This is a genomic window from Lutibacter flavus (genome assembly GCF_900188355.1).
Classification (GTDB): Bacteria; Bacteroidota; Bacteroidia; order Flavobacteriales; family Flavobacteriaceae; genus Lutibacter; species Lutibacter flavus.
In genome coordinates this window covers 464,771-485,699 of record NZ_FZNX01000003.1, presented here as the reverse complement: position 1 = coordinate 485,699, position 20,929 = coordinate 464,771, and the positions used below count along the sequence as shown (strand labels likewise).

Sequence of the window (20,929 nt, the reverse complement as noted above, 5' to 3'; positions counted from 1 at the left end):
ATTTTTAAAATTTAACTCTTACTCCCATAGTATATGTAGTTAAAGGCGCATATATTCTGCGTTCTGAACTACCATCTTCTCTTACTGATGGATTAAATCCTTCTCTTGCCGTTTTCATAAATAAGTTATCACCAGATACCCAAATGTTTATATGGTTGATACCAATATTATCAAGAAATTTTGAAGGAACTGTATATCCTACCATTGCGTTATTAAGAGCAATATAGTCAGTTTTAGTTAAAAAACGAGTAGAAGATGATGTACTGTTTTGATCTATACCATCAGCTAAACGTGGTACGTTAGTAATATCACCTGGCTGTTGCCATCTATCAGAAATATCAGTATGGAAGTTGTTTCCAACAGCACCAAATCTATCAGACATTAATTCCCCATATTGATTGTCTCTTGCCCAACCACCCATACTGTAAGTGAACTGTGTTGCAAAATTGAAATTTTTATAGTTTCCCGCTAAGCGAAAAGCACCACGAAGGTCTGGAATACCCGATTTTCCAACAAATTTATCAGTTGCACTAGCATACGTCTTTGTAGTCTGTTTTGCAACAATAGCATCTGGATTATCAGTTAAGTATTGGGTCATAGATAAAATTCCTTCTTCATCACCGTCTAAAACATTGTTTCCGTTTAGATCATTATAATATTGGTACCACATTGGCGCTCCATCAGCAGGATCAACACCAGCCCACTCACGTAAGTAAAAATCATAAATTGAACCACCTTTACTATAAGCATAATCTCCAGCAGATGTATCTAGTATTCTAGGCAAACCTGTAGAAGGTTCTAATGGCATAGTAATAATTTCATTTTTAATCAACTCACCATTAAAAGTAAGATCTAATTTAAAATCATCTTTATCTAATAAATGACCAGTAAGGCTAAATTCAACACCTTGGTTTTTTAGTTCACCATCATTAACAGTTATCACTGCAATACCTTGAGATGGACCAACTCTACGATCAAAAATTAAGTTGTCTGTATTTTTGCTATAATAATCAACAGAACCATCAAGGAAAGATCCTAAAGTAAATTCAACTCCTGTTTGAAACATTTTAGAAGTTTCCCAAGTTAAATCAGGATTTCCATTTGTATTAGGCGATATAGAAATACCTCCTAAATTACTAGAGTTAAAGGTATCATATCCTGAATAGTAACCAACTCCAGCTTGATCTCCCGTTATACCGTAAGATACTTTAAACTTCAAGAAATCAACTAATTCACTTCTAAAAAAGTCTTCACTAGAAATAATCCAAGCTCCCCCAAGAGAACCGAAAGTACCCCATTTTTCGTTTACAAATCTTGAAGATCCATCACGACGAACAGACCCTGTAAAATAATATTTATCAGCGTAGTTATAGTTTACTTGTGAAAAGTATGAATCTAAAGAACTTCCTTCTGAAAAACCAGTTGCAGGTGAAATATTTACTACAAAATTATCTAACTCTAAAAGATCTGGAACTACAGCCAATCCTTTGTATTGTGTAGCTTCTTTATATGTATATTCATTGCTTTCATGTGCTGCTAATACTTCAATTGAGTGATCTCCAAACTCATTCGTATAACGTAATAATTGTAAGAAGTTTTGTGTTATTCTTTCTCTGTCAATAGTATTAAGATTACCTCCATCAGATATTCCTGTACCGTAAAATGGGTTGCTAAAACTTTTATAACGGTCCATTGAATATTGTGCACCATAACGTGTTTCAAATCTTAAGTTTTCAGTAAATTTAAGATTCATAAAAAAGTTTCCATTAATTTCATGACGATTTGAAAAAACATCATCGTAGTAAGCAGATGCAATTGGGTTTAAACCATCAGCATTTGGACGTGCACGAAAACCAGACGATGCACCGTAATCATATTGATTGCCTCCAAATATTTGATCTGGAACCAATTCAAAATTGTTGTCACGTAAGAAAACAGGAAAAATAGGAGCCATTTTATCAGCAAATTCAAATAAATTTTCTGACCCTACAGTCTGACCATTATTTTTACTTTCAGAATAAGCATAACCAATGTTAGAACCTACTTCAACCCATTCTTTAACTTTTGAAGTTACATTTAAACGAGTAGTATATCTATTATAGCTAGTTCTCAGTGCATAACCATCATCAGCTAAATAACCAAATGAAGTATAATATTTTGTTTTATCAGAACCACCACCCATACGTAAATTCGTTTCAGTACGTGAAGCAGAATCAAATGCAGCATCTGAATACAATAAAGGTGTATATTTTCTTGATACTCCCGGTCTTACAGTACGTGTTACAGGATCAATTAGTTCACCACCATTTGCAACATTCCACATGTTGTAACCTGCTGGAACGTAGTTTTGAGAAAATAAATTTGCATTAGCATAAGCAGCAGGATCAGCTTCTCCATTAATTGCTCCTCTATTATAAATACCATCCCAAACATAACCAATGTATTCTTCAGGAGATTTTACAACATCGTATCTAGGAATAACTTGGTCGTTAATACCACTTTTAATATCAACTTCGATATAAGACTCACCTGAAGTTCCTACTTTAGTAGTAATTAAAACAACACCATTTGCCCCTCTTGAACCGTAAATTGCTGTTGCAGTTGCATCTTTTAGTACTGTTGTACTTTTAATATCTGCCGGGTTAATAGAGTTTAAACTTCCTGAAAAAGGCACCCCATCCACAACATAAAGAGGATCACGGTTACCATTTACAGAACCATACCCTCTAATTCTAACTGTTGGAGTTGATCCAGGTTGACCAGATTCGTTAATAATAGTAACACCAGCTACCTCCCCTGTAAGTGCGTTTACAACATTAGAAACATTTTTTATTTCTAATTGCTCGCTTTTAACAGTTGTAGCAGTTCCTGCAAAAGATTTTTTTGTAGATGTACCATATCCAACAACAACAACTTCTTCTAATAGGTTAGAACCAGTCATAATTACATTAATTATGTTAGATGTCCCTACTGTTTTCTCTTGAGATATCATTCCTACATAACTAAAGACAATAACGTCTCCAGTGTTTGCTTTTAAGGAATAATTACCATCAAAATCAGATTGTGTACCATTGTTGGTACCTTTAACGATAACATTTACTCCTGGTAATGGCCCGCCATCATCTGTTACAGTACCTGAAATCGTTTTTTCTTGTGCAAAAGAAATCTGCACTAATAACGCAAGTATAAGCGTTAAAATTCCATTTAACTTTGTTTTCATTATATATTTGTTTGAATTAATGTTCAAAAATCATAAATAATTACAATTAAACCTAATAAAATGTTAAAAAAAACCCAATTGGTATTAATTAAATGTTAAAAAAACCTAATCTAGGATTAATTTAATAATTATATACAATTTACTTATATATAGATGGGATTTTTATATTTAGGTTGCGTAAATATTTGTGTTAATATTTTTTATTGATTAAATTTTTTTAAATTGCATAAAAATGTTAATTATTATGAGAAATTTATTTTTAGTATGTTTTAGTTTAGTTTTTACAAGTGTTTTAGGACAAAGTCCAAGAAATTTATTTCAAGAGGGTGGAGGTAGAGTAGTTTTAAATAAGAGTAGTGAAATTATAGGAAATGATTTTATTTATGATGATTGGAATAAGGGTTTGGTTGTTCTTGATGATAGTATCTTTTCTGTTCAGGATTATTTAAGGTATGATGTTTTATTAGACAGAGTCTTGTTAAAAAACATGAATAATTTGGAAGAGATAATTGAAATTGATGATAATACATTAACGGGTTTTTCAATTATTGAACATAAAAATAATATTAAGCATGATTTTGTAAGCCTTAAAAAAATAAACTTTTTAAATGAAGCTAATAATGGGTTTTATGAAATAGTATTTAATTTACAGAATACAAATTATTTCATTAAAAAGAATTTAAAAGAAATATATGATCCAAATAAGAGCAAAGGAACTCAAATAATAAACAATGAACCTTTAAAATATGAGGACAAAGTGATATATTATATTAAAAACGGGGAAGAATTATATGTTAAAGTTCGCCTTAAAAAAAATGATGTTTTAGCTGTCTTAAATAATAATAAAAGTTTAGTTGAGAATTATATTAAAGCCAATAAGATTAAATTTAGTAAAGAAGCTGATGTTATGAAATTAGTGAATTACTATTATTCTCTATAATTTTCAAATATAAAAGAATAAAAAAGCCATCAAAATATACATTTTGATGGCTTTTTTATTTACTATAATATTATAATGATAAATCAATAGTAAAATTATAATAATTTGAATATCAGTTGTTGAACATCCATCAATTTAATTCCCAACCATATTAAATTATGGGTTTGCAGTATATAATTCACCTCTGGAAGAATCATAGGTGCCGGTTCCAGCATCTGTAAAAGGTTCAAGGGTCCAATCTAATATCTATTCTGTATTAATTCCATAGACTACCAAGCCTTTGCAATGAAGACCAGTTTTTATTTGGCTTTCCTAATCTATACCTTTACCTATCCAACAAACTATTTGAATTTAAATATTATTAATTCTTATGTATTCAATTTTATAAAAAGTAACTGATTTAATAATTTTGTTGATTTATAGAAAAGGTTGTTTTAAATAGTTAATTTTTGATATAACTTTGAAGTATAAGTTTAAGAAAGGATAATTATAAAGGGTTATTTTTTTATAGTATAAGTTACCTTAACACTAAATATAAATGAAATAAAAAAGCCATCAAAATGTATATTTTGATGGCTTTTAATTTTTAATAATTTATTTTATAATGATAAATCAGCAATAAAATAAGGGGTAGCTGAATATCCGTTGTCAAACATCCATCCAGTTAAATCCCAACCATCTTGTATTAAATGGTATTCAATATATAATTTACCTGTAGCAGCATCATAAGTACCAGTCCCATCTATATAATAATCTGGTTGAACCGCTCCATTATATGTTGTTGTATATAAAAATTGAGATTCAATAGTTACAACACCTGCAGCATCAACTGTATAGTACACAGTTCCAGCATCTATCTGAGGTTCTCCCCACCAATCTAACATCCAATCTGCATTAATTCCAGATATTACTAAACCTTCACAATCAACACCAGTTTTTACTTGACTGTCATAATCTACATCTGTACCTGACCAACTAACTATTTGATTTTCAAAATTATTAATTCTAACATCTTCAATTGTATATGAAGAACCAGATTTAATTATTTTTGTTAAAACATAGAAGTTGTTTTCACAAACATTTTTATTGTTTAAAGCAGCTGGGTAAGATAAGTGATTATTAGTAATTACTCCAACTTGATTAAAAGTAACATCTAAATTTATATCTCTATAAATATCACTATTAGCATCATAAAAGTCAGCAACTACGTAATATTCACCATCAGGTGTATCAGAAGCTAAAACAAAACTTTCAAAGCTACCACCATCAGCTTCACCAATATCTCCAGAATTAGTAGGAGTAGATGAAATAAGTAATCTCATATCTGCAAAATCAGTTGCATCTATTTCATCACCAGAATTAGTAGTTGTTGCAGAAGCTAATTCCCAACTTAAATCAATTGCTAAATCACCTTCTGTATAATTCATAATGGAAAACTCCATAAATACAGGTGTTATACTTGCATTAGAAGTTTTATTATCTCCAATTTGAATTTTTACAGTTTCAGTTTCTTCAATTACATCGTCAGAAAGAATTTTTATTTTTCCTTTTCCAGATGTAGCTCCAGCAGGAATTACTATACTTCCTGAAACATCATAATCACTTCCAAAAGAAGCATTACCATCAACCTGAGAAATAAATAATTTAACATCTACTAATTGAGCTTCACTTAACGACGCAGTAAAGGTATATTCTGAATTATCTTCAATAAGTGATTTTGAACTTACTGAAGTTGTTACCGATAAGGTAGGCGCAGTAGGGATAAATGTACTTAACCCAGTATTTTCTTCCTGATCACAGCTTACTATAAAGAAACTTATAGCAAGAACTGAAAAATATGAAAAAATACTTTTATAATTTTTTGTTATCATTTTTATCATTTTTTATATTGTTAAATTAATCTACAATTTTCACCATCTTTTCATAAAATTCTCGAGTTGCTCCAACACCTCTAAAATAGCCGGTTGTAAATTCTAGTACATCTTCACCTGTTACATCATTTGCAGTGGCTTGGTTAATACAAGTAAGTGATTCAAAAGTATAATCTCCCTCACAAGTCATAATAGGAGAAGTATTTAATAATACATCAGCATCATCTAAATCTTTTCCTAAAATTGTAATTGCACCAGTACCACTATCAACTGTAAAATAGTAAGTGTTATCTGACCAGAATGCTAACCCATTATGCTTATAAATATTTGCATCAATAGATTCTATAACAAATTGATCTCCATTCCAGTCTCCGTTAAAACCACCAGAATTCCAATAAGCACTTTCAACTACTCTATAAGTACCTGCAAATCTAGTAGAAATAGTTGCTTTAGTACTTGCGTAGTTTAAATGTTCACCATTGCTATTTGTTACATAATAATCAAATTTCCAATAATCTCCAATTTGATAATCAGTATCCGTTGCCGATAATGGGCTGCCATTAGCGCCTGTTAAACCTTCTACCATTTCAGGAAATGAAAAGTCATAATTAACAAAACTATTTTGATTTGTATCAGAAATAGCAATTGTTTTAAATGTATCAACAGTATTAGAAACAAAGTCTCCACTATAAAAAGTTTTAGCGACTCTTATACTTGTGGATTTCACTGCTCCTTGATATACTCTTATACTTGCGCTATATGGACCTGGATTACCAACCACATAGTTGATAGATGTGTTTTTAACATCTAATAATCCTCCTTCAACAGCATTACCGTCAGGATTGTCCACATTTAAATTATCATCATTACAAGCTAAAAATGTAATTAACGATAAAAATAATATGCTTATTTTTTTAATTGTTTTCATATTTAATGTTTTTATTTAAAATTAATTCATCCACCAAACTGGCGTAGTTAATAAATCAGCTCCTTGAGATGCAACAGCTGCATCATAATTAGCCTTATTAATAGAACTTTCCGTTGTAGGATAATTATATCTAGAAGGAATTTCATTTAAATCAGCTTCGGCTGCTGGTGAAAGCGCAGGATACCCTGTTCTTCTCCATTCTGTCCAAGATTCTACACCTTGACTAAACAATGCAATCCAATTTTGAGTTGCTATTTGCTCTAAAGCTGTTGAAGTTGAGGCACTTAACGTTCTCTCATCTAAAAATGCTGCAATATCTGGTCCAGCTACTCCATTATATTCTAAAGATGCTGTAATAGCTTCAAGATAAAGAGCATTCGCATCACCAGATATAAATCCTTTCGTAGCTGCTTCAGCCATTAAAAACTTTAACTCAGCATTTGAAACAAAATATCCAGGAAGTTCAGGACGTAAATAGAAATCACCTAATGGAGAAACATTTTCGTAATTGTAATCATCATTTGGTACATCTACATATCCAGAAGGTTTTCCTCTGTAATCTCCATCTGCATTTTTAGCAGCATAAATTGGTAATCTAGGATCATTGCTTGTAGCAAGAATATCTACAATTACAGAGTTCACTTTCCATTCACCTCTTGTACCAAAAACGATTGATTCGTATAATGGGTTTGAGCTTGGATTAGCACTTAAGTAAACTAATTTAGCTTCATCACTATTACTAGCAAATAAATTTCCAGAAGAAACCAATGCCTGTAATTGAGAAGAAACATCCATTTTACCAGAAGCTCTCATTAATGCTCTGAATTTCAATGAACTAGCGAATTTTTTCCATAAGTTAGCGTTACCGCCGTATACAATATCGTTTGTACCATCTATAGATCCAGAAGTTCCTAATAAAGATATTGCTTCATCTAACATAGCCAATATACCTGTATAAACAGCTTCTTGAGAATCATATACAGGTGAAATAATTCCTTCTCCTGCTTTTATAGCTTCAGAAAAAGGGATATCTCCGTAAACATCTGTTAAAAAGGCATAACCATAAGCTTGCAATGTTATTGCAACACCTTGCATGTTATTATTTTCTTCTTGTATTGCAATTTCTTGCATAGATTTTGCATCTGAAATTACGTCTTCGTAAAAATCACCCCAAACTTGTGTAATAACACCTTGACGAGGTTGGTATCTTTCTTCATCGTTGTATTGAACTTTAGAAAATTGTTGAGACCAACAAGCTCCCATATCGCCTCCAACAAATGTACTGTATGATCTGTTTTGAGCAGCTCTTACAACTCCAGGAATTAACAGACTAGAAGGTACTGCTATTGGATTGTTAGGATCCTGGTTTATTTCTTCAAAATCACTATCACAACTCACCGAAACTAGTAAGCTAAATAATAATAATGCTATAATTTTAAATCGTTTCATATGTTTAATATTTTTTTATTTAGTTTATAATTTTAATTGAATATTAAAACCTACACTTCTTGCTGAAGGTAATTGACCAAATTCCTGACCTTGATTTGCGTTAGAATCACTAAAAGATGATTCAGGATCAATGTGTGGTGTATTTTTATGCAAAATGGCTAAATTACGACCTACTAAAGAAAAATTAATATCAGTAAATAAAGTATTTCCAATTAAGTTTTTAGGTAATTTGTAAGTTAACATTACTTGTCTAAGTTTAACATATGAAGCATCAAATACTGCACTTTCAACTACACTATTAGAATAAGCTCTTTTGTTATAGTTTTCAGCAGGTACAGTAACTGTGTTTGGTACATAGTTCCCATCAACAAGCATAACACCATCCCCAACAATACCAGTTTCTCTACCTAAAGCTGTTTCTGCTAAAATACCAGCATATCTACCCCAAGTATATGTCATTGTGTGGATATCACCACCAATTTTAGCGTCTATTAAAGCATTTAAACTAAAGTTTTTATATTTAAATGTGAAGTTCGCTCCTCCAGTCCAATCAGGTGTTATATTACCCAGTTCTTTTGTACCAGCAGCAATTTTAGGCAATCCATTTTCATAAATTACGTCACCACTTGGGCTTCTATCAAAATAAGTACCAACAATAGATCCATAAGGCTGCCCTTCTCTAGCTTCTAAAGTCATTGACCATTGACCTCCTAATACTAATGATTCTAAACCACCCAATGAAACAACTTTGTTTGTGTTTTTGGCAAAGTTAACATCAACGTCAAATTGGAAATCTCCTTTTTGAACAACAGTAGCTCCTAATTGTAATTCAATTCCTTTATTATTTAATTCACCTACGTTTTGTACGGCACTAGTATACCCAGATGCAGCCGTTACTTGAACAGGTACAACTAAATCTTTACTTGTTTGATCGTAGTACGTAGCGTTGAAACGAACTTTACTATTAAGTAATCTAACATCAATCCCAAATTCAGTACCTGAAGTAGTTTCAGATTTAATATTTGGATTGTTTAACTGACTTGGTAAAAAAGCCACTGAATTACCACCCCAAGTTTCTGTAGATAACGAGTAAGTTGGTTGTAAACTATATGGATTTAAAGCTCCAATTCCACCAACTTGAGACCATCCACCTCTAACTTTTAAGAATGATAAAACATCAGAATTTACATCAATCATATCTGTAACAACAGCACTTGCAGTAACTGAAGGATAAAAGAAAGAATTATCACTTACAGGTAATAAACTAGACCAGTCATTTCTTCCTGAAAATTCTAAGAATAAGTAGTTTTTATATGAGAATTTTCCGAAACCAAATAAACTATTAATTTTTTGTTCAGAAAAAGAATTATTAACTACCCAACTACTTCCTGCTGCCAAGTTACTTACATTGTAAAGTCCCGGTAATTGAAGTTGAGGTGCAATTGTTTGAGCTAACTCAGATTTTCTATACATAGAATTACCACCAGCACTCAATTCAAATGCTAAGTCTTCAGTAATTTTTGTATTATATGAAGCGATCAACTCTGAATTGGTTTCCGTATATGTTCGAGAAGTTTCAGAATAAGAGCCATTTGGAGCATTGTTACTTCCAAAAGCTTGTCTTCTATTTTGTCTACTATTCCAGAAGTTTGTTCCAACTTTACCACTAATGCTAAAGCTATCGTTAAAAGCATAATTTAAAGCAATGTTTCCAACAATTCTGTCTCTGTTATATTCTCTTGTATTTGTATCTAATACCCAGTAAGGGTTATTTTGAAAAACTGTATTCCAGTTAATTGGAGTTCCTGCAGCAGCAGTTCCAGCTGGAGATAAAGGTAAGTTTTCCCAATCTCTTAATAATTCAAAGTCAACGTTTCTACCTGCCCAAATCATCTGTTGAACCGGGTTTTCGTTGTTGTACCCTTGAGTTACAAAATTATCACTCTTAGAACGTGTATAGTTAAAATCAACTGATGAAGTTAACTTATCAGACATTGTGTAAGTAGATGACCCACCAACTGAAAATCTTCTAAGGTCAGTATTTGGTACCATACCTGTTTGATCCATTGAAGCAACAGATAATCTATATCCAATATTTTCTGCACCACCAGTAAATGATACGTTATTGTTTAAAGTTAATCCTGTATCATAGAAATTTTTAATATTGTCAGGTTGAGAAACCCAAGGTAAAGGAGCTCCATCAACAGTATACGAATTCCATTGAACAAATTCTAAACCAACATCTAAAGGAGGTCCCCAACTTTCATCAACACCACCATCACCTGAAGTACCATCAATCCATTCAAAATAATCATGGTTTCCACCTTGACCATATGAGTTTTGATAATTTGGTAACATTAAAGGAGTTTCAAAAGAAACAGTAGAATTAACTGAAATACCTAATGCAGAACTTGCTCTTCCTGTTTTAGTTTTTATTTGAATAACTCCATTTGCAGCTCTTACACCGTAAAGTGCAGCAGCGGCAGGTCCTTTAAGAACAGAAATTGATTCAATATCATCGGGATTAATATCTGATACACCATTTGGTAAATCAGCACCACCACCTGAACCGGCATTACCAAAGTTCCCACTTTCTAGAGGAACCCCATTTACCACATATAGCGGTTGGTTACTTCCGGTAAGAGAACTTGCTCCCCTTAAAACAACCCTTGAAGAAGAACCTACAGCACCAGAACTATTTGTAATTTGAACTCCGGCAATTTTTCCTGACAGAGAATTTACAATGTTAGATTCACGAGCTTGACTCATTTCTTCACCTCCAACTTGCTGAACAGCAAAAGTTGCAGATCTTTTTTCAACTTTTCTACCAAATCCAGTTACCACAACTTCTTCTAAGGCTTCAGCGCTTTCTTGCATTGTAACATTTATTACGTTAGATGCTCCAACTTTCCTTTCGGAAGGTTGCATACCAATGTAACTATATTTCAATACCGCTCCAACAGCAGCCGTGATAGAATAATTTCCATCAAAATCAGTTTGTGTACCCGTATTGGTACCTTTTACAACAACTGTTACTCCAGGTAAGGGTCCGCTTGCATCGGAAACACTACCAGTAACAGTTTTTTCTTGTGCAAACGAAAATTGCACTATTAACGCTAATAAAAGAGTTAATAAACCATTAAACTTTGTTCTCATTATATAATTATTTGAATTAATTATGCCAAAAATCTTAATAATTTGTTAATATTCCTAACTTTTGTATGTTAAAATGTTATAAAATGTTAAAATAGGTTAAGGATGTGTTAAAATTGAAGTCATTTGATGGGGAGATGTTTTAAAGTTAACAATGGTAATTTACCACATAATTTTAAGGATGAAGAAGTGATTAAATATGCAATATTAAAATTTAAAAATAAGATGAAAATTTTATGTGGATTTTAGCATTATTTATTTTAAATGCTTGATTGTTTGTTTTGCCAATAGCATACCCAAAATTAATTATACTTTTATTAGATTTAAAACTATATCCTAAGCCGATACCTAACAAATTATTTTTGATGCCCAAAAAGTCATTCTTTACAAATGCAAAATCTGCAATGGTATAAACGTAATTTGTGTTGTTTGTGTAAAATTGGTATTCAATATTGGTAATGGAATATTTTGAAGTTGGGATACTAAATTCATCAAAACCTCTAATTGAATTTACACCTCCAATAGTAATCAATTCGTTTTCTAATATTTCTGATGCATTAAGGAATTCACTTGAATTTTTAATTAAAATGTTGTTTTTTTGGTTCAAGCGAATTAAATATTCTAAATAAAACTGAGCTTTATTTTGTTTGCTTTTTAATTGTTTAGTTGTTCTTGATCCTATTAAATAACTTAATACTAAATTAAAATGATTTTTGTTTTGAATTATAGCAGGTAAATATGAGTAAGATATACCTGTAAAAATTTTATTATAATTTTTAAAATTCAATGTGTTTTGGGGGGTTGATGTATTTGAATTTTCAAAGTTAAAAACACTACTAATGGATTGATTTCGGTTGAAACTGTAATTTAATTTTAATTCATTGTTCGTGTTTGTATAAGTAGAATCCTGTTTGAAAATATTGAAACTTCCGAATGCACTAAACTTACTCCTTAATATATAAGGTGTATTTAGGCTTAGTTTTAAGATGTTAATTTCGTTTCCAGTATTTCTCCAATTTAACCCAATTGATTCACCATTATTAAAAATATTATTTAATAACAAATTTAAATGTCCATTCAGTTTAATTTTTTTGCTTTTTTGTTCATTTGAAAAGCCAATAATTCCATCAAAGCTACTTATAGATTTCTTTTTTAAATACAAAAACAATGTAGTTGAATCTTTTGTGAATAAGACCTCTGGATTTTTAATTTGAGTAATAAATGGAATTGTGTTTATTAACTCCTGAGTTTTAAGAAGTGATCTATAATTGAAAATTTTATTGGCATCTATATCCAAATAGTGCTTTAAGTATTTTTTAGGGAAATCATCATAGCCTTTAATAAAAATAGCGTTAATTCTTCTTTTAGTTGAAACTTCCAAATCAAGATCCGCTTCAATTTTATTATTTTTTAAAATTAAATTATTTAAAGAAACTTTAGAAAATGAAAAGCCCTTTGTTTCAAAATATTGGGAAACAGCATTAAGTGTTTTTTGTAAATCGGAAGTATGAACTTCAAAATAATTTTCAGTATAATTATTTGAAATGGTTTTAATAAAATTAAGTGCTATCAAATTTTGGTCATAGAAAATTCTAACGGAGTCAATTTTGGTATTAAGTGTGAAAAAGCAATTTATAACAGTATCCTTTTCTTTTAATAAATAGCTATTGTTTATAAATCCTTTTAACGCAAAATCATATGAAATTGAATCAACAACTTTATAGATATCATATTTATTTAAATAAGTATTCTTAAATAAAATAGAATCTAAATCTTTTTCAAGAGTACTTTTTTTTGAATAAATTTTCAATTCAAAACTTTGAGCATCCACACTTATTAGTGGGGTTATAAAAAATAATAATAAAAGTATTGAATGATAAATACGCTGCAAAGCATTAAAAATTATAGTGTGATTATACATTGTAAATATAGTGTTAATTCAAAAAATAAAAATTAAATATGTACATATTTGAAAAACAAGAAATTATTTGTACATTTGCGCACTCTTAGAAAAGACCTAAGAGAATAAAATATAATTTATAACAAGATTTTAGTATGCCAACAATTTCGCAATTAGTACGAAAAGGAAGAACCAAAATAACTAAGAAGAGTAAATCGGCTGCTTTAAATTCATGTCCTCAAAGAAGAGGGGTATGTACACGTGTTTACACAACTACACCAAAAAAACCTAACTCAGCAATGCGTAAAGTTGCAAGGGTAAGGTTAACAAATGGTAATGAGGTAAATGCATATATTCCAGGAGAAGGACATAATTTACAAGAGCACTCGATAGTATTAGTTAGAGGTGGAAGGGTTAAAGATTTACCAGGAGTTAGGTATCATATTGTTCGTGGAGCATTAGATACTGCAGGTGTTGATGGAAGAACACAACGTCGCTCTAAATACGGTACAAAAGCACCTAAAAAGTAATTTTAAAAACTTTAATGTAAAGACATGAGAAAAAGAAAGGCGAAAAAAAGAGTTCTTTTACCAGATCCAAAGTTTAACGATCAGTTAGTAACACGTTTTGTGAATAACTTAATGTGGGACGGTAAAAAATCTGTAGCTTTTAAAGTGTTTTACGATGCTTTAGATATTGTAGAACAAAAGAAACAAGACGAAGAAAAATCATCATTAGAAATTTGGAAAGATGCATTAAGTAATGTAATGCCTCAAGTAGAAGTACGCAGCCGTCGTGTAGGTGGTGCTACTTTTCAAATTCCAATGCAAATTAGACCAGACCGTAAAGTGTCAATGGCTATAAAATGGTTGATTTCATATTCAAGAAAACGTAATGAAAAATCAATGGCTCAACGTTTAGCTGCTGAAGTATTAGCTGCTGCAAAAGAAGAAGGTGCTGCTGTTAAGAAAAGAGTTGATGTTCACAAAATGGCTGATGCTAATAAAGCATTCTCTCATCTTAGATTTTAATTATAGTTAGAAAATGGCAAGAGATTTAAAATATACAAGGAATATAGGAATTGCTGCTCATATTGATGCTGGTAAAACAACATGTACAGAGCGTATCTTATATTATACAGGAGTTTCTCATAAAATAGGTGAAGTACATGATGGTGCTGCAACTATGGACTGGATGGAACAAGAGCAAGAAAGAGGTATTACAATTACTTCTGCTGCAACTACGTGTGAGTGGAAATTCCCAACTGAGAATGGGGAGCCAACTGCGGATGCAAAGGGTTATCACTTTAATATTATCGATACTCCAGGTCACGTTGATTTTACAGTTGAAGTTAACCGTTCTTTACGTGTGTTAGATGGGTTAGTTTTCTTATTTAGTGCTGTTGATGGTGTTGAGCCACAGTCTGAGACTAACTGGAGATTAGCTGATAATTATAAAGTTCCTAGAATTGGTTTCGTTAATAAAATGGACCGTCAAGGGTCTAATTTTTTAGGAGTTTGTCAACAAGTTAAAGAAATGTTAGGTTCTAATGCAGTTCCTATCGTTATTAATATTGGTGATGAAGAAAATTTCAAAGGAATTGTTGATTTAATAAAAAATCGTGCGATTATTTTTCACGATCACACAATGGGAGCTACTTTTGATGTAGTTGAAATTCCTGAAGAACTAAAAGAAGAAGCAAAAGAATTAAGAGGTAAACTTATTGAGGAAGTTGCTGCTTATGATGAAAATCTTTTGGAAAAATATATGGAAGATGAAGATTCTATTACTGAAGATGAGGTGCATGCTGCGCTTCGTGCTGCAGTTATGGATATGTCAATAATTCCTATGGTTTGTGGTTCGGCATTTAAAAATAAGGGGGTTCAATTTTTATTGGATGCTGTATGTCGTTACTTGCCTTCTCCAACTGATAAAGAAGGTGTAATTGGAATTAATCCAAATACAGAAAAAGAAGAGTTACGTAAACCTGATGTAAAAGAGCCTTTTGCGGCTTTAGCATTTAAAATTGCTACAGATCCATTTGTTGGTCGTTTAGCATTTTTTAGAGCTTATTCAGGTCGTTTAGATGCTGGTTCATATATTTTGAATACTCGTTCTGGTAAAAAAGAACGTATTTCTAGAATTTACCAAATGCATTCTAATAAGCAAAACGCTATCGATTATATTGAAGCTGGAGATATTGGTGCAGGTGTAGGTTTTAAAGATATTAGAACTGGAGATACTATGTGTGATGAGAAGCATCCAATTGTATTGGAATCTATGGATTTCCCTGACCCAGTAATTGGTATTGCAGTTGAGCCTAAAACAAAAGCTGATGTAGATAAATTAGGAATGGCCTTAGCTAAATTAGCTGAAGAAGATCCAACTTTTACTGCAAAAACTGATGAAGTTTCAGGTCAAACAATTATTTCTGGAATGGGTGAATTACACCTAGAAATTATTGTAGATCGTTTAAAGCGTGAATTTAAGGTTGAAGTAAACGAAGGTCAACCTCAAGTTGAATACAAAGAAGCTATTACAGCGAAAGCAGATCACCGTGAGGTTTATAAAAAGCAATCTGGTGGACGTGGTAAATTTGCAGATATCAAATTTATTATGGAGCCAGTAGCAGAAGGTGAAACTGGATTAGTATTTGAAAATAATATTAAAGGTGGTAACGTACCAAAAGAATTTGTTCCTTCAATTGAAAAAGGGTTCAAAATGGCTATGAAAAATGGTCCTTTAGCAGGATTTGAAATGGATAGCATGAAGATTACATTGTATGATGGTTCTTTTCACGCAGTGGATTCTGATCAATTATCGTTCGAATTAGCCGCAAAAATGGGTTTTAAAGCTGCTGCAAAATCTGCAAAAGCTGTAATTCTTGAGCCAATTATGAAAATTGACGTGGTTACTCCAGAAGAAAATATGGGTGATATTGTGGGTGATTTAAATAGAAGAAGAGGTCAGGTAACTGCAATGGATGATAGATCAGGAGCTAAAGTTGTTAAAGCAACAGTGCCTTTGTCAGAAATGTTCGGATACGTTACAACATTAAGAACATTATCTTCTGGTAGAGCAACTTCATCAATGGAATTTTCACATTATGAAGCTACTCCAAGTAATATTTCAGAAGAAGTTATAGCAAAAGCAAAAGGTTAATCTCTAAATTAATAACGATGAGTCAAAAAATTAGAATAAAATTAAAATCGTACGATTACAATTTAGTAGATAAATCTGCTGAAAAAATCGTAAAAACGGTAAAAAGTACTGGTGCAGTTGTAAACGGACCAATTCCATTGCCAACTCATAAAAAGATTTTTACAGTATTACGTTCACCACACGTAAACAAAAAATCTAGAGAACAATTCCAATTAAGTTCTTACAAAAGATTATTAGACATTTATAGTTCATCATCTAAAACTATTGATGCTTTAATGAAATTAGAACTTCCAAGTGGAGTTGAGGTAGAAATTAAAGTTTAGTTACTTTAATATTGAAAGGGAACTTTCAATAAACATGTCCGGAGCGATTGACGAAGGAAAAACGGAAAGAAAATAAATTCAGGGTTGAATTATTTTCAACCCTATTTTTTTGAAATAAAAATAAATTATTAATTAAATTAAATTAAAATGTCTGGGTTAATAGGAAGAAAAATCGGAATGACCAGCTTATTTGATGAAAACGGGAAAAATATTCCTTGTACAGTAATCGAAGCAGGTCCATGCGTAGTTACCCAAGTCAGAACCGAAGAAGTAGATGGGTATAAAGCCCTTCAACTTGGTTTCGATGACAAGAAGGCAAAAAGCTCTAATAAAGCTTTAGATGGTCACTTTAAAAAAGCTGGAACCGTTGCCAAGAAAAAAGTTATCGAATTTCAAGGTTTTGATGAGGAGTACAATTTAGGTGATCAACTAACAGTTGAAGTTTTTACTGAAGGAGAATTTGTTGATGTATCAGCTACTTCAAAAGGTAAAGGATTTCAAGGTGTTGTAAAACGTCACGGTTTTGCCGGTGTAGGTCAAGCTACTCACGGTCAACACAACCGTTTAAGAGCACCAGGATCAATAGGTGCTGCATCTTATCCTGCAAGAGTATTCAAAGGAATGCGTATGGCAGGTAGAATGGGAGGAAGTAAAGTTACAGTTCAAAATTTAAGAGTTTTAAAAGTAGTTCCAGAAAAGAATTTACTTGTTGTTAAGGGAGCAGTTCCTGGACATAAAAACGCTTATGTAATCATTCAGAAATAATGGAAGTATCAGTTTTAGACATACAAGGAAAAGATACAGGTAGAAAAGTTGAACTTTCTGATGCTGTATATGGAATAGAGCCAAATGATCATGCTGTTTACTTAGATGTAAAACATTTTTTGGCGAATAAAAGACAAGGAACTAGCAAAGCTAAAGAGAGAGCTGAGATTTCTGGAAGTACTAGAAAGATCAAGAAACAAAAAGGTACAGGTACAGCACGTGCAGGTAGTATTAAATCTCCTGTTTTTAGAGGTGGAGGTAGAGTATTTGGACCGAGACCACAAGATCACTCTTTTAAATTAAATAAAAATTTAAAAAGATTAGCTCGTAGATCAGCTTTAAGTATTCAAGCAAAAGAGAACAATATTATAGTTGTAGAAGACTTCAATTTTGAAACTCCTAAAACCAAAAATTTTACTTCAATTTTGCAAGCATTTGGTTTAGAAGGGAAAAAATCTCTTTTTGTGTTGGCCGAATCAAATAATAATGTATATTTGTCATCGCGCAATTTAAAACGTTCAAAAACTGTAATAAACACAGGTTTAAGCACTTATGAATTGTTAAATGCAAATAAAGTAATCCTTTCAGAAGGTTCTTTGGAAGGGATTGAATCTAATTTAAGTAAATAGGTAGCAGATATGAATATTTTAATTAAACCTATTATAACGGAGAAAGCAACAAATGATAGCGAATTATTTAATCGTTATGCTTTTGTTGTAAATAAGAAAGCTAATAAACTTGAAATTAAAAATGCTGTTGCAAAAGCTTACGGTGTTGAAATTGAAAGTGTAAAAACAATGAATTATCCAGTTCAGCGTAATACAAAATACACAAAAAGTGGAATTGTACAAGCAATGAAAGGAGCTTATAAAAAAGCAATTGTTCAGTTAGCAGAAGGAGAAAGTATTGATTTTTATAGCAATATCTAAAGATAAAAATGTCAGTTAGAAAATTAAAACCAGTAACACCAGGTCAGCGTTTTAGAGTAGTAAATGGGTTCGACACCATAACTACTGATAAGCCGGAGAAAAGTTTATTAGCTCCGAAAAAAAGGTCTGGAGGTCGAAACAGTAAAGGTAAAATGACGATGCGCTATATTGGTGGTGGTCATAAAAAACAATATCGTATTATCGATTTTAAAAGAGATAAGAGTGGTATTCCTGCAACAGTTAAATCAATTGAATACGATCCAAATCGTACAGCATTTATTGCTCTTTTATTTTATAAAGATGGAGAGAAGCGATATATAATCGCTCAAAATGGTTTACAAATTGGTCAAACAGTTATTTCTGGTGAGGGAGCTACTCCTGATGTTGGAAATACGATGTTATTAAGTGAAATTCCTTTAGGTACTACAATTTCTTGTATTGAGTTACATCCTGGTCAAGGGGCTGTTATGGCTCGTAGCGCTGGTTCGTTTGCACAATTAATGGCAAGAGATGGAAAGTATGCAACTATTAAATTACCATCAGGGGAAACAAGATTAGTGCTTGTTACTTGTTCAGCTTCAATAGGAGTTGTGTCTAATTCAGATCATCAATTATTAGTTTCAGGGAAAGCTGGAAGAAGTCGTTGGTTGGGAAGAAGACCTAGAACAAGACCAGTAGTAATGAATCCAGTTGATCACCCAATGGGTGGTGGTGAGGGTAAATCTTCAGGAGGACATCCTAGATCTAGAAACGGAATACCTGCAAAAGGTTTTAAAACCAGATCTAAGACAAAAGCGAGTAATAAATATATTATAGAACGTAGAAAAAAATAATTGATATATGGCACGTTCATTAAAGAAAGGACCTTACGTTTTTCATAAACTTGAGAAGAAAGTACAAGATAAAATTGAATCAGGAAATAAGGCAGTAATCAAAACTTGGTCGAGAGCATCAATGATTACTCCGGATTTTGTTGGTCAAACAATTGCAGTTCATAACGGACGTCAATTTGTACCAGTTTATGTAACTGAGAATATGGTAGGGCATAAATTAGGAGAGTTTTCACCGACACGTTCATATAGAGGACATGGTGCAGACAGAAAAAATAAAGGAAAAAAATAGTAGGAAATCATGGGAGTTCGAAAAAAAATAAGAGCACAACAGATAAAAGAGGAGAAAAAGCAAATGGCTTTTGCTAAACTTACAGGTTGTCCTACATCACCTAGAAAAATGCGTTTAGTTGCGGATTTAGTTAGAGGAGTTGAAGTTGAAAAAGCACTTCAAATCTTAAAATTTAATTCAAAAGAAGCATCAATAAATTTAGAAAAATTATTGTTAAGTGCAATTGCAAACTGGCAAGCGAAAAACGAAGATTCAAGCATTGAAGACGCGGGATTATTTGTAAAAGAAATTTTTGTAGATAGCGCAGGAATGTTAAAAAGATTAAGACCTGCACCTCAAGGGCGTGCACATAGAATTAGAAAACGTTCTAATCATGTAACTTTAGTCTTAGGAAGTAAAAATGTAAGCAAACAATCATAAGTAGTATGGGACAAAAAACAAATCCAATAGGAAATCGTTTAGGAATTATCAGAGGATGGGATTCTAACTGGTATGGAGGAAGAAACTACGGTGATAAAATTACTGAAGATGATAAAATAAGAAGGTATATACATGCCCGATTATCAAAAGCAAGTGTTTCAACTGTAATTATTGAGCGCACACTTAAACTTGTAACCGTTACTATCACTACTGCTAGACCTGGTATTATTATTGGGAAAGGTGGACAAGAGGTAGACAAGTTAAAAGAAGAACTTAAAAAAATTACTGGCAAGGAAGTTCAGATTAACATATTTGAAATTAAACGTCCGGAATTAGATGCACGTTTAGTAGCTAGCAGTATAGCACGTCAAATTGAGAATAGAATCTCATATAGAAGAGCTATAAAAATGGCAATTGCTGCTACAATGCGTATGAATGCTGAAGGAATAAAAGTTCAAATTTCAGGTCGTTTAAACGGAGCAGAAATGGCTCGTTCTGAACACTATAAAGAAGGAAGAATTCCTCTTTCTACCTTTAGAGCTGATATTGATTATGCACTTGTAGAATCTCATACAACTTACGGCCGTTTGGGTGTAAAAGTATGGATTATGAAAGGCGAGGTTTATGGAAAAAGAGAATTATCACCACTAGTTGGTCTTTCTAAAAAACAAGGAAAGGGTTCTGATAGAGGTGGAAATTCTAAAAGACCACAAAATCGCAAAAGGAAATAAATTTTTAAAATTTAGA

18 protein-coding genes are annotated in these 20,929 nt (G+C 31.9%); 12 read left to right on the top strand and 6 right to left on the bottom strand.

Features of this window, described 5'->3' with window-relative positions; translation table 11 throughout:
* Positions 1-4: 4 nt before the first annotated feature.
* Positions 5-3,220 (bottom strand): SusC/RagA family TonB-linked outer membrane protein, encoded by a 3,216-nt coding sequence (locus CHB63_RS11130; RefSeq protein ID WP_089378526.1) that lies wholly within the window; start codon positions 3,218-3,220, stop codon positions 5-7.
* 244 nt (positions 3,221-3,464) lie between these two features.
* Between CHB63_RS11130 and CHB63_RS11125 the strand changes: the two genes are divergently transcribed.
* Positions 3,465-4,160, top strand: a complete 696-nt coding sequence (locus CHB63_RS11125; RefSeq protein ID WP_089378525.1) for a hypothetical protein — start codon at positions 3,465-3,467, stop codon at positions 4,158-4,160.
* A gap of 599 nt (positions 4,161-4,759) precedes the next feature.
* Here the strand turns inward: CHB63_RS11125 and CHB63_RS11120 are convergent.
* From CHB63_RS11120 to CHB63_RS11100, 5 genes are all read right to left on the bottom strand, one after another.
* Positions 4,760-6,031 (bottom strand): hypothetical protein, encoded by a 1,272-nt coding sequence (locus CHB63_RS11120; protein ID WP_141107299.1) that lies wholly within the window; start codon positions 6,029-6,031, stop codon positions 4,760-4,762.
* Positions 6,032-6,056: 25 nt separating this feature from the next.
* Positions 6,057-6,959 carry a hypothetical protein gene (locus CHB63_RS11115; protein WP_089378523.1) on the bottom strand — a complete coding sequence of 301 codons (903 nt, stop codon included), beginning with the start codon at positions 6,957-6,959 and terminating at the stop codon, positions 6,057-6,059.
* A gap of 21 nt (positions 6,960-6,980) precedes the next feature.
* A complete protein-coding gene (locus CHB63_RS11110; RefSeq protein ID WP_089378522.1) occupies positions 6,981-8,408 on the bottom strand; it encodes a SusD/RagB family nutrient-binding outer membrane lipoprotein in 1,428 nt (475 codons plus the stop codon).
* Positions 8,409-8,432: 24 nt separating this feature from the next.
* The gene (locus CHB63_RS11105) at positions 8,433-11,564 is read right to left on the bottom strand and encodes a SusC/RagA family TonB-linked outer membrane protein (protein ID WP_089378521.1); all 3,132 of its coding nucleotides are present in this window, start codon (positions 11,562-11,564) and stop codon (positions 8,433-8,435) included.
* 211 nt (positions 11,565-11,775) lie between these two features.
* The gene (locus CHB63_RS11100; RefSeq protein WP_089378520.1) at positions 11,776-13,482 is read right to left on the bottom strand and encodes a BamA/TamA family outer membrane protein; all 1,707 of its coding nucleotides are present in this window, start codon (positions 13,480-13,482) and stop codon (positions 11,776-11,778) included.
* A 134-nt stretch (positions 13,483-13,616) separates the two neighbouring features.
* Between CHB63_RS11100 and rpsL the strand changes: the two genes are divergently transcribed.
* The 11 genes from rpsL to rpsC all read left to right on the top strand — a co-directional run bounded on the left by rpsL (position 13,617) and on the right by rpsC (position 20,913).
* On the top strand, positions 13,617-13,991 hold the full coding sequence (gene rpsL / locus CHB63_RS11095; RefSeq protein WP_068206887.1) for a 30S ribosomal protein S12: 375 nt from the start codon (positions 13,617-13,619) through the stop codon (positions 13,989-13,991).
* Positions 13,992-14,015: 24 nt separating this feature from the next.
* Positions 14,016-14,492 (top strand): 30S ribosomal protein S7, encoded by a 477-nt coding sequence (gene rpsG, locus CHB63_RS11090; protein WP_089378519.1) that lies wholly within the window; start codon positions 14,016-14,018, stop codon positions 14,490-14,492.
* A 13-nt stretch (positions 14,493-14,505) separates the two neighbouring features.
* Positions 14,506-16,623, top strand: coding sequence for an elongation factor G (gene fusA / locus CHB63_RS11085; protein ID WP_089378518.1), 2,118 nt, complete (start codon positions 14,506-14,508; stop codon positions 16,621-16,623).
* Between the two features lie 17 nt (positions 16,624-16,640).
* The gene (gene rpsJ / locus CHB63_RS11080) at positions 16,641-16,946 is read left to right on the top strand and encodes a 30S ribosomal protein S10 (protein WP_089378517.1); all 306 of its coding nucleotides are present in this window, start codon (positions 16,641-16,643) and stop codon (positions 16,944-16,946) included.
* 147 nt (positions 16,947-17,093) lie between these two features.
* On the top strand, positions 17,094-17,711 hold the full coding sequence (rplC, locus tag CHB63_RS11075; protein ID WP_089378516.1) for a 50S ribosomal protein L3: 618 nt from the start codon (positions 17,094-17,096) through the stop codon (positions 17,709-17,711).
* Positions 17,711-18,340 (top strand): 50S ribosomal protein L4, encoded by a 630-nt coding sequence (gene rplD, locus CHB63_RS11070; protein ID WP_089378515.1) that lies wholly within the window; start codon positions 17,711-17,713, stop codon positions 18,338-18,340. The genes rplC and rplD overlap by 1 nt, the downstream gene beginning before the upstream one ends.
* Positions 18,341-18,349: 9 nt before the next feature.
* Positions 18,350-18,640 carry a 50S ribosomal protein L23 gene (gene rplW / locus CHB63_RS11065; RefSeq protein ID WP_089378514.1) on the top strand — a complete coding sequence of 97 codons (291 nt, stop codon included), beginning with the start codon at positions 18,350-18,352 and terminating at the stop codon, positions 18,638-18,640.
* A gap of 8 nt (positions 18,641-18,648) precedes the next feature.
* Positions 18,649-19,473, top strand: coding sequence for a 50S ribosomal protein L2 (rplB, locus tag CHB63_RS11060; RefSeq protein ID WP_089378513.1), 825 nt, complete (start codon positions 18,649-18,651; stop codon positions 19,471-19,473).
* Between the two features lie 7 nt (positions 19,474-19,480).
* On the top strand, positions 19,481-19,762 hold the full coding sequence (gene rpsS / locus CHB63_RS11055) for a 30S ribosomal protein S19 (protein ID WP_089378512.1): 282 nt from the start codon (positions 19,481-19,483) through the stop codon (positions 19,760-19,762).
* 9 nt (positions 19,763-19,771) lie between these two features.
* On the top strand, positions 19,772-20,182 hold the full coding sequence (gene rplV, locus CHB63_RS11050; protein WP_089378511.1) for a 50S ribosomal protein L22: 411 nt from the start codon (positions 19,772-19,774) through the stop codon (positions 20,180-20,182).
* 5 nt (positions 20,183-20,187) lie between these two features.
* Positions 20,188-20,913: a 30S ribosomal protein S3 gene (gene rpsC / locus CHB63_RS11045; protein ID WP_089378510.1), complete on the top strand. Its 726-nt coding sequence runs from the start codon at positions 20,188-20,190 to the stop codon at positions 20,911-20,913.
* The last annotated feature ends 16 nt before the right edge of the window (positions 20,914-20,929 follow it).

What these genes read in the sequence shown, in the direction of transcription:
- rplD (WP_089378515.1), top strand. Translation starts at nt 17,711, where the DNA reads ATGGAAGTATCAGTTTTAGACATACAAGGAAAAGATACAGGTAGAAAA.
- fusA (WP_089378518.1), top strand. Translation starts at nt 14,506, where the DNA reads ATGGCAAGAGATTTAAAATATACAAGGAATATAGGAATTGCTGCTCAT.
- CHB63_RS11115 (WP_089378523.1), bottom strand. Translation starts at nt 6,959, where the DNA reads ATGAAAACAATTAAAAAAATAAGCATATTATTTTTATCGTTAATTACA.
- rplV (WP_089378511.1), top strand. Translation starts at nt 19,772, where the DNA reads ATGGGAGTTCGAAAAAAAATAAGAGCACAACAGATAAAAGAGGAGAAA.
- rpsG (WP_089378519.1), top strand. Translation starts at nt 14,016, where the DNA reads ATGAGAAAAAGAAAGGCGAAAAAAAGAGTTCTTTTACCAGATCCAAAG.
- rpsL (WP_068206887.1), top strand. Translation starts at nt 13,617, where the DNA reads ATGCCAACAATTTCGCAATTAGTACGAAAAGGAAGAACCAAAATAACT.
- rplB (WP_089378513.1), top strand. Translation starts at nt 18,649, where the DNA reads ATGTCAGTTAGAAAATTAAAACCAGTAACACCAGGTCAGCGTTTTAGA.
- CHB63_RS11110 (WP_089378522.1), bottom strand. Translation starts at nt 8,408, where the DNA reads ATGAAACGATTTAAAATTATAGCATTATTATTATTTAGCTTACTAGTT.
- CHB63_RS11125 (WP_089378525.1), top strand. Translation starts at nt 3,465, where the DNA reads ATGAGAAATTTATTTTTAGTATGTTTTAGTTTAGTTTTTACAAGTGTT.
- rpsC (WP_089378510.1), top strand. Translation starts at nt 20,188, where the DNA reads ATGGGACAAAAAACAAATCCAATAGGAAATCGTTTAGGAATTATCAGA.
- rpsS (WP_089378512.1), top strand. Translation starts at nt 19,481, where the DNA reads ATGGCACGTTCATTAAAGAAAGGACCTTACGTTTTTCATAAACTTGAG.
- CHB63_RS11130 (WP_089378526.1), bottom strand. Translation starts at nt 3,220, where the DNA reads ATGAAAACAAAGTTAAATGGAATTTTAACGCTTATACTTGCGTTATTA.
- rplW (WP_089378514.1), top strand. Translation starts at nt 18,350, where the DNA reads ATGAATATTTTAATTAAACCTATTATAACGGAGAAAGCAACAAATGAT.
- rplC (WP_089378516.1), top strand. Translation starts at nt 17,094, where the DNA reads ATGTCTGGGTTAATAGGAAGAAAAATCGGAATGACCAGCTTATTTGAT.
- CHB63_RS11100 (WP_089378520.1), bottom strand. Translation starts at nt 13,482, where the DNA reads ATGTATAATCACACTATAATTTTTAATGCTTTGCAGCGTATTTATCAT.
- rpsJ (WP_089378517.1), top strand. Translation starts at nt 16,641, where the DNA reads ATGAGTCAAAAAATTAGAATAAAATTAAAATCGTACGATTACAATTTA.
- CHB63_RS11120 (WP_141107299.1), bottom strand. Translation starts at nt 6,031, where the DNA reads ATGATAACAAAAAATTATAAAAGTATTTTTTCATATTTTTCAGTTCTT.
- CHB63_RS11105 (WP_089378521.1), bottom strand. Translation starts at nt 11,564, where the DNA reads ATGAGAACAAAGTTTAATGGTTTATTAACTCTTTTATTAGCGTTAATA.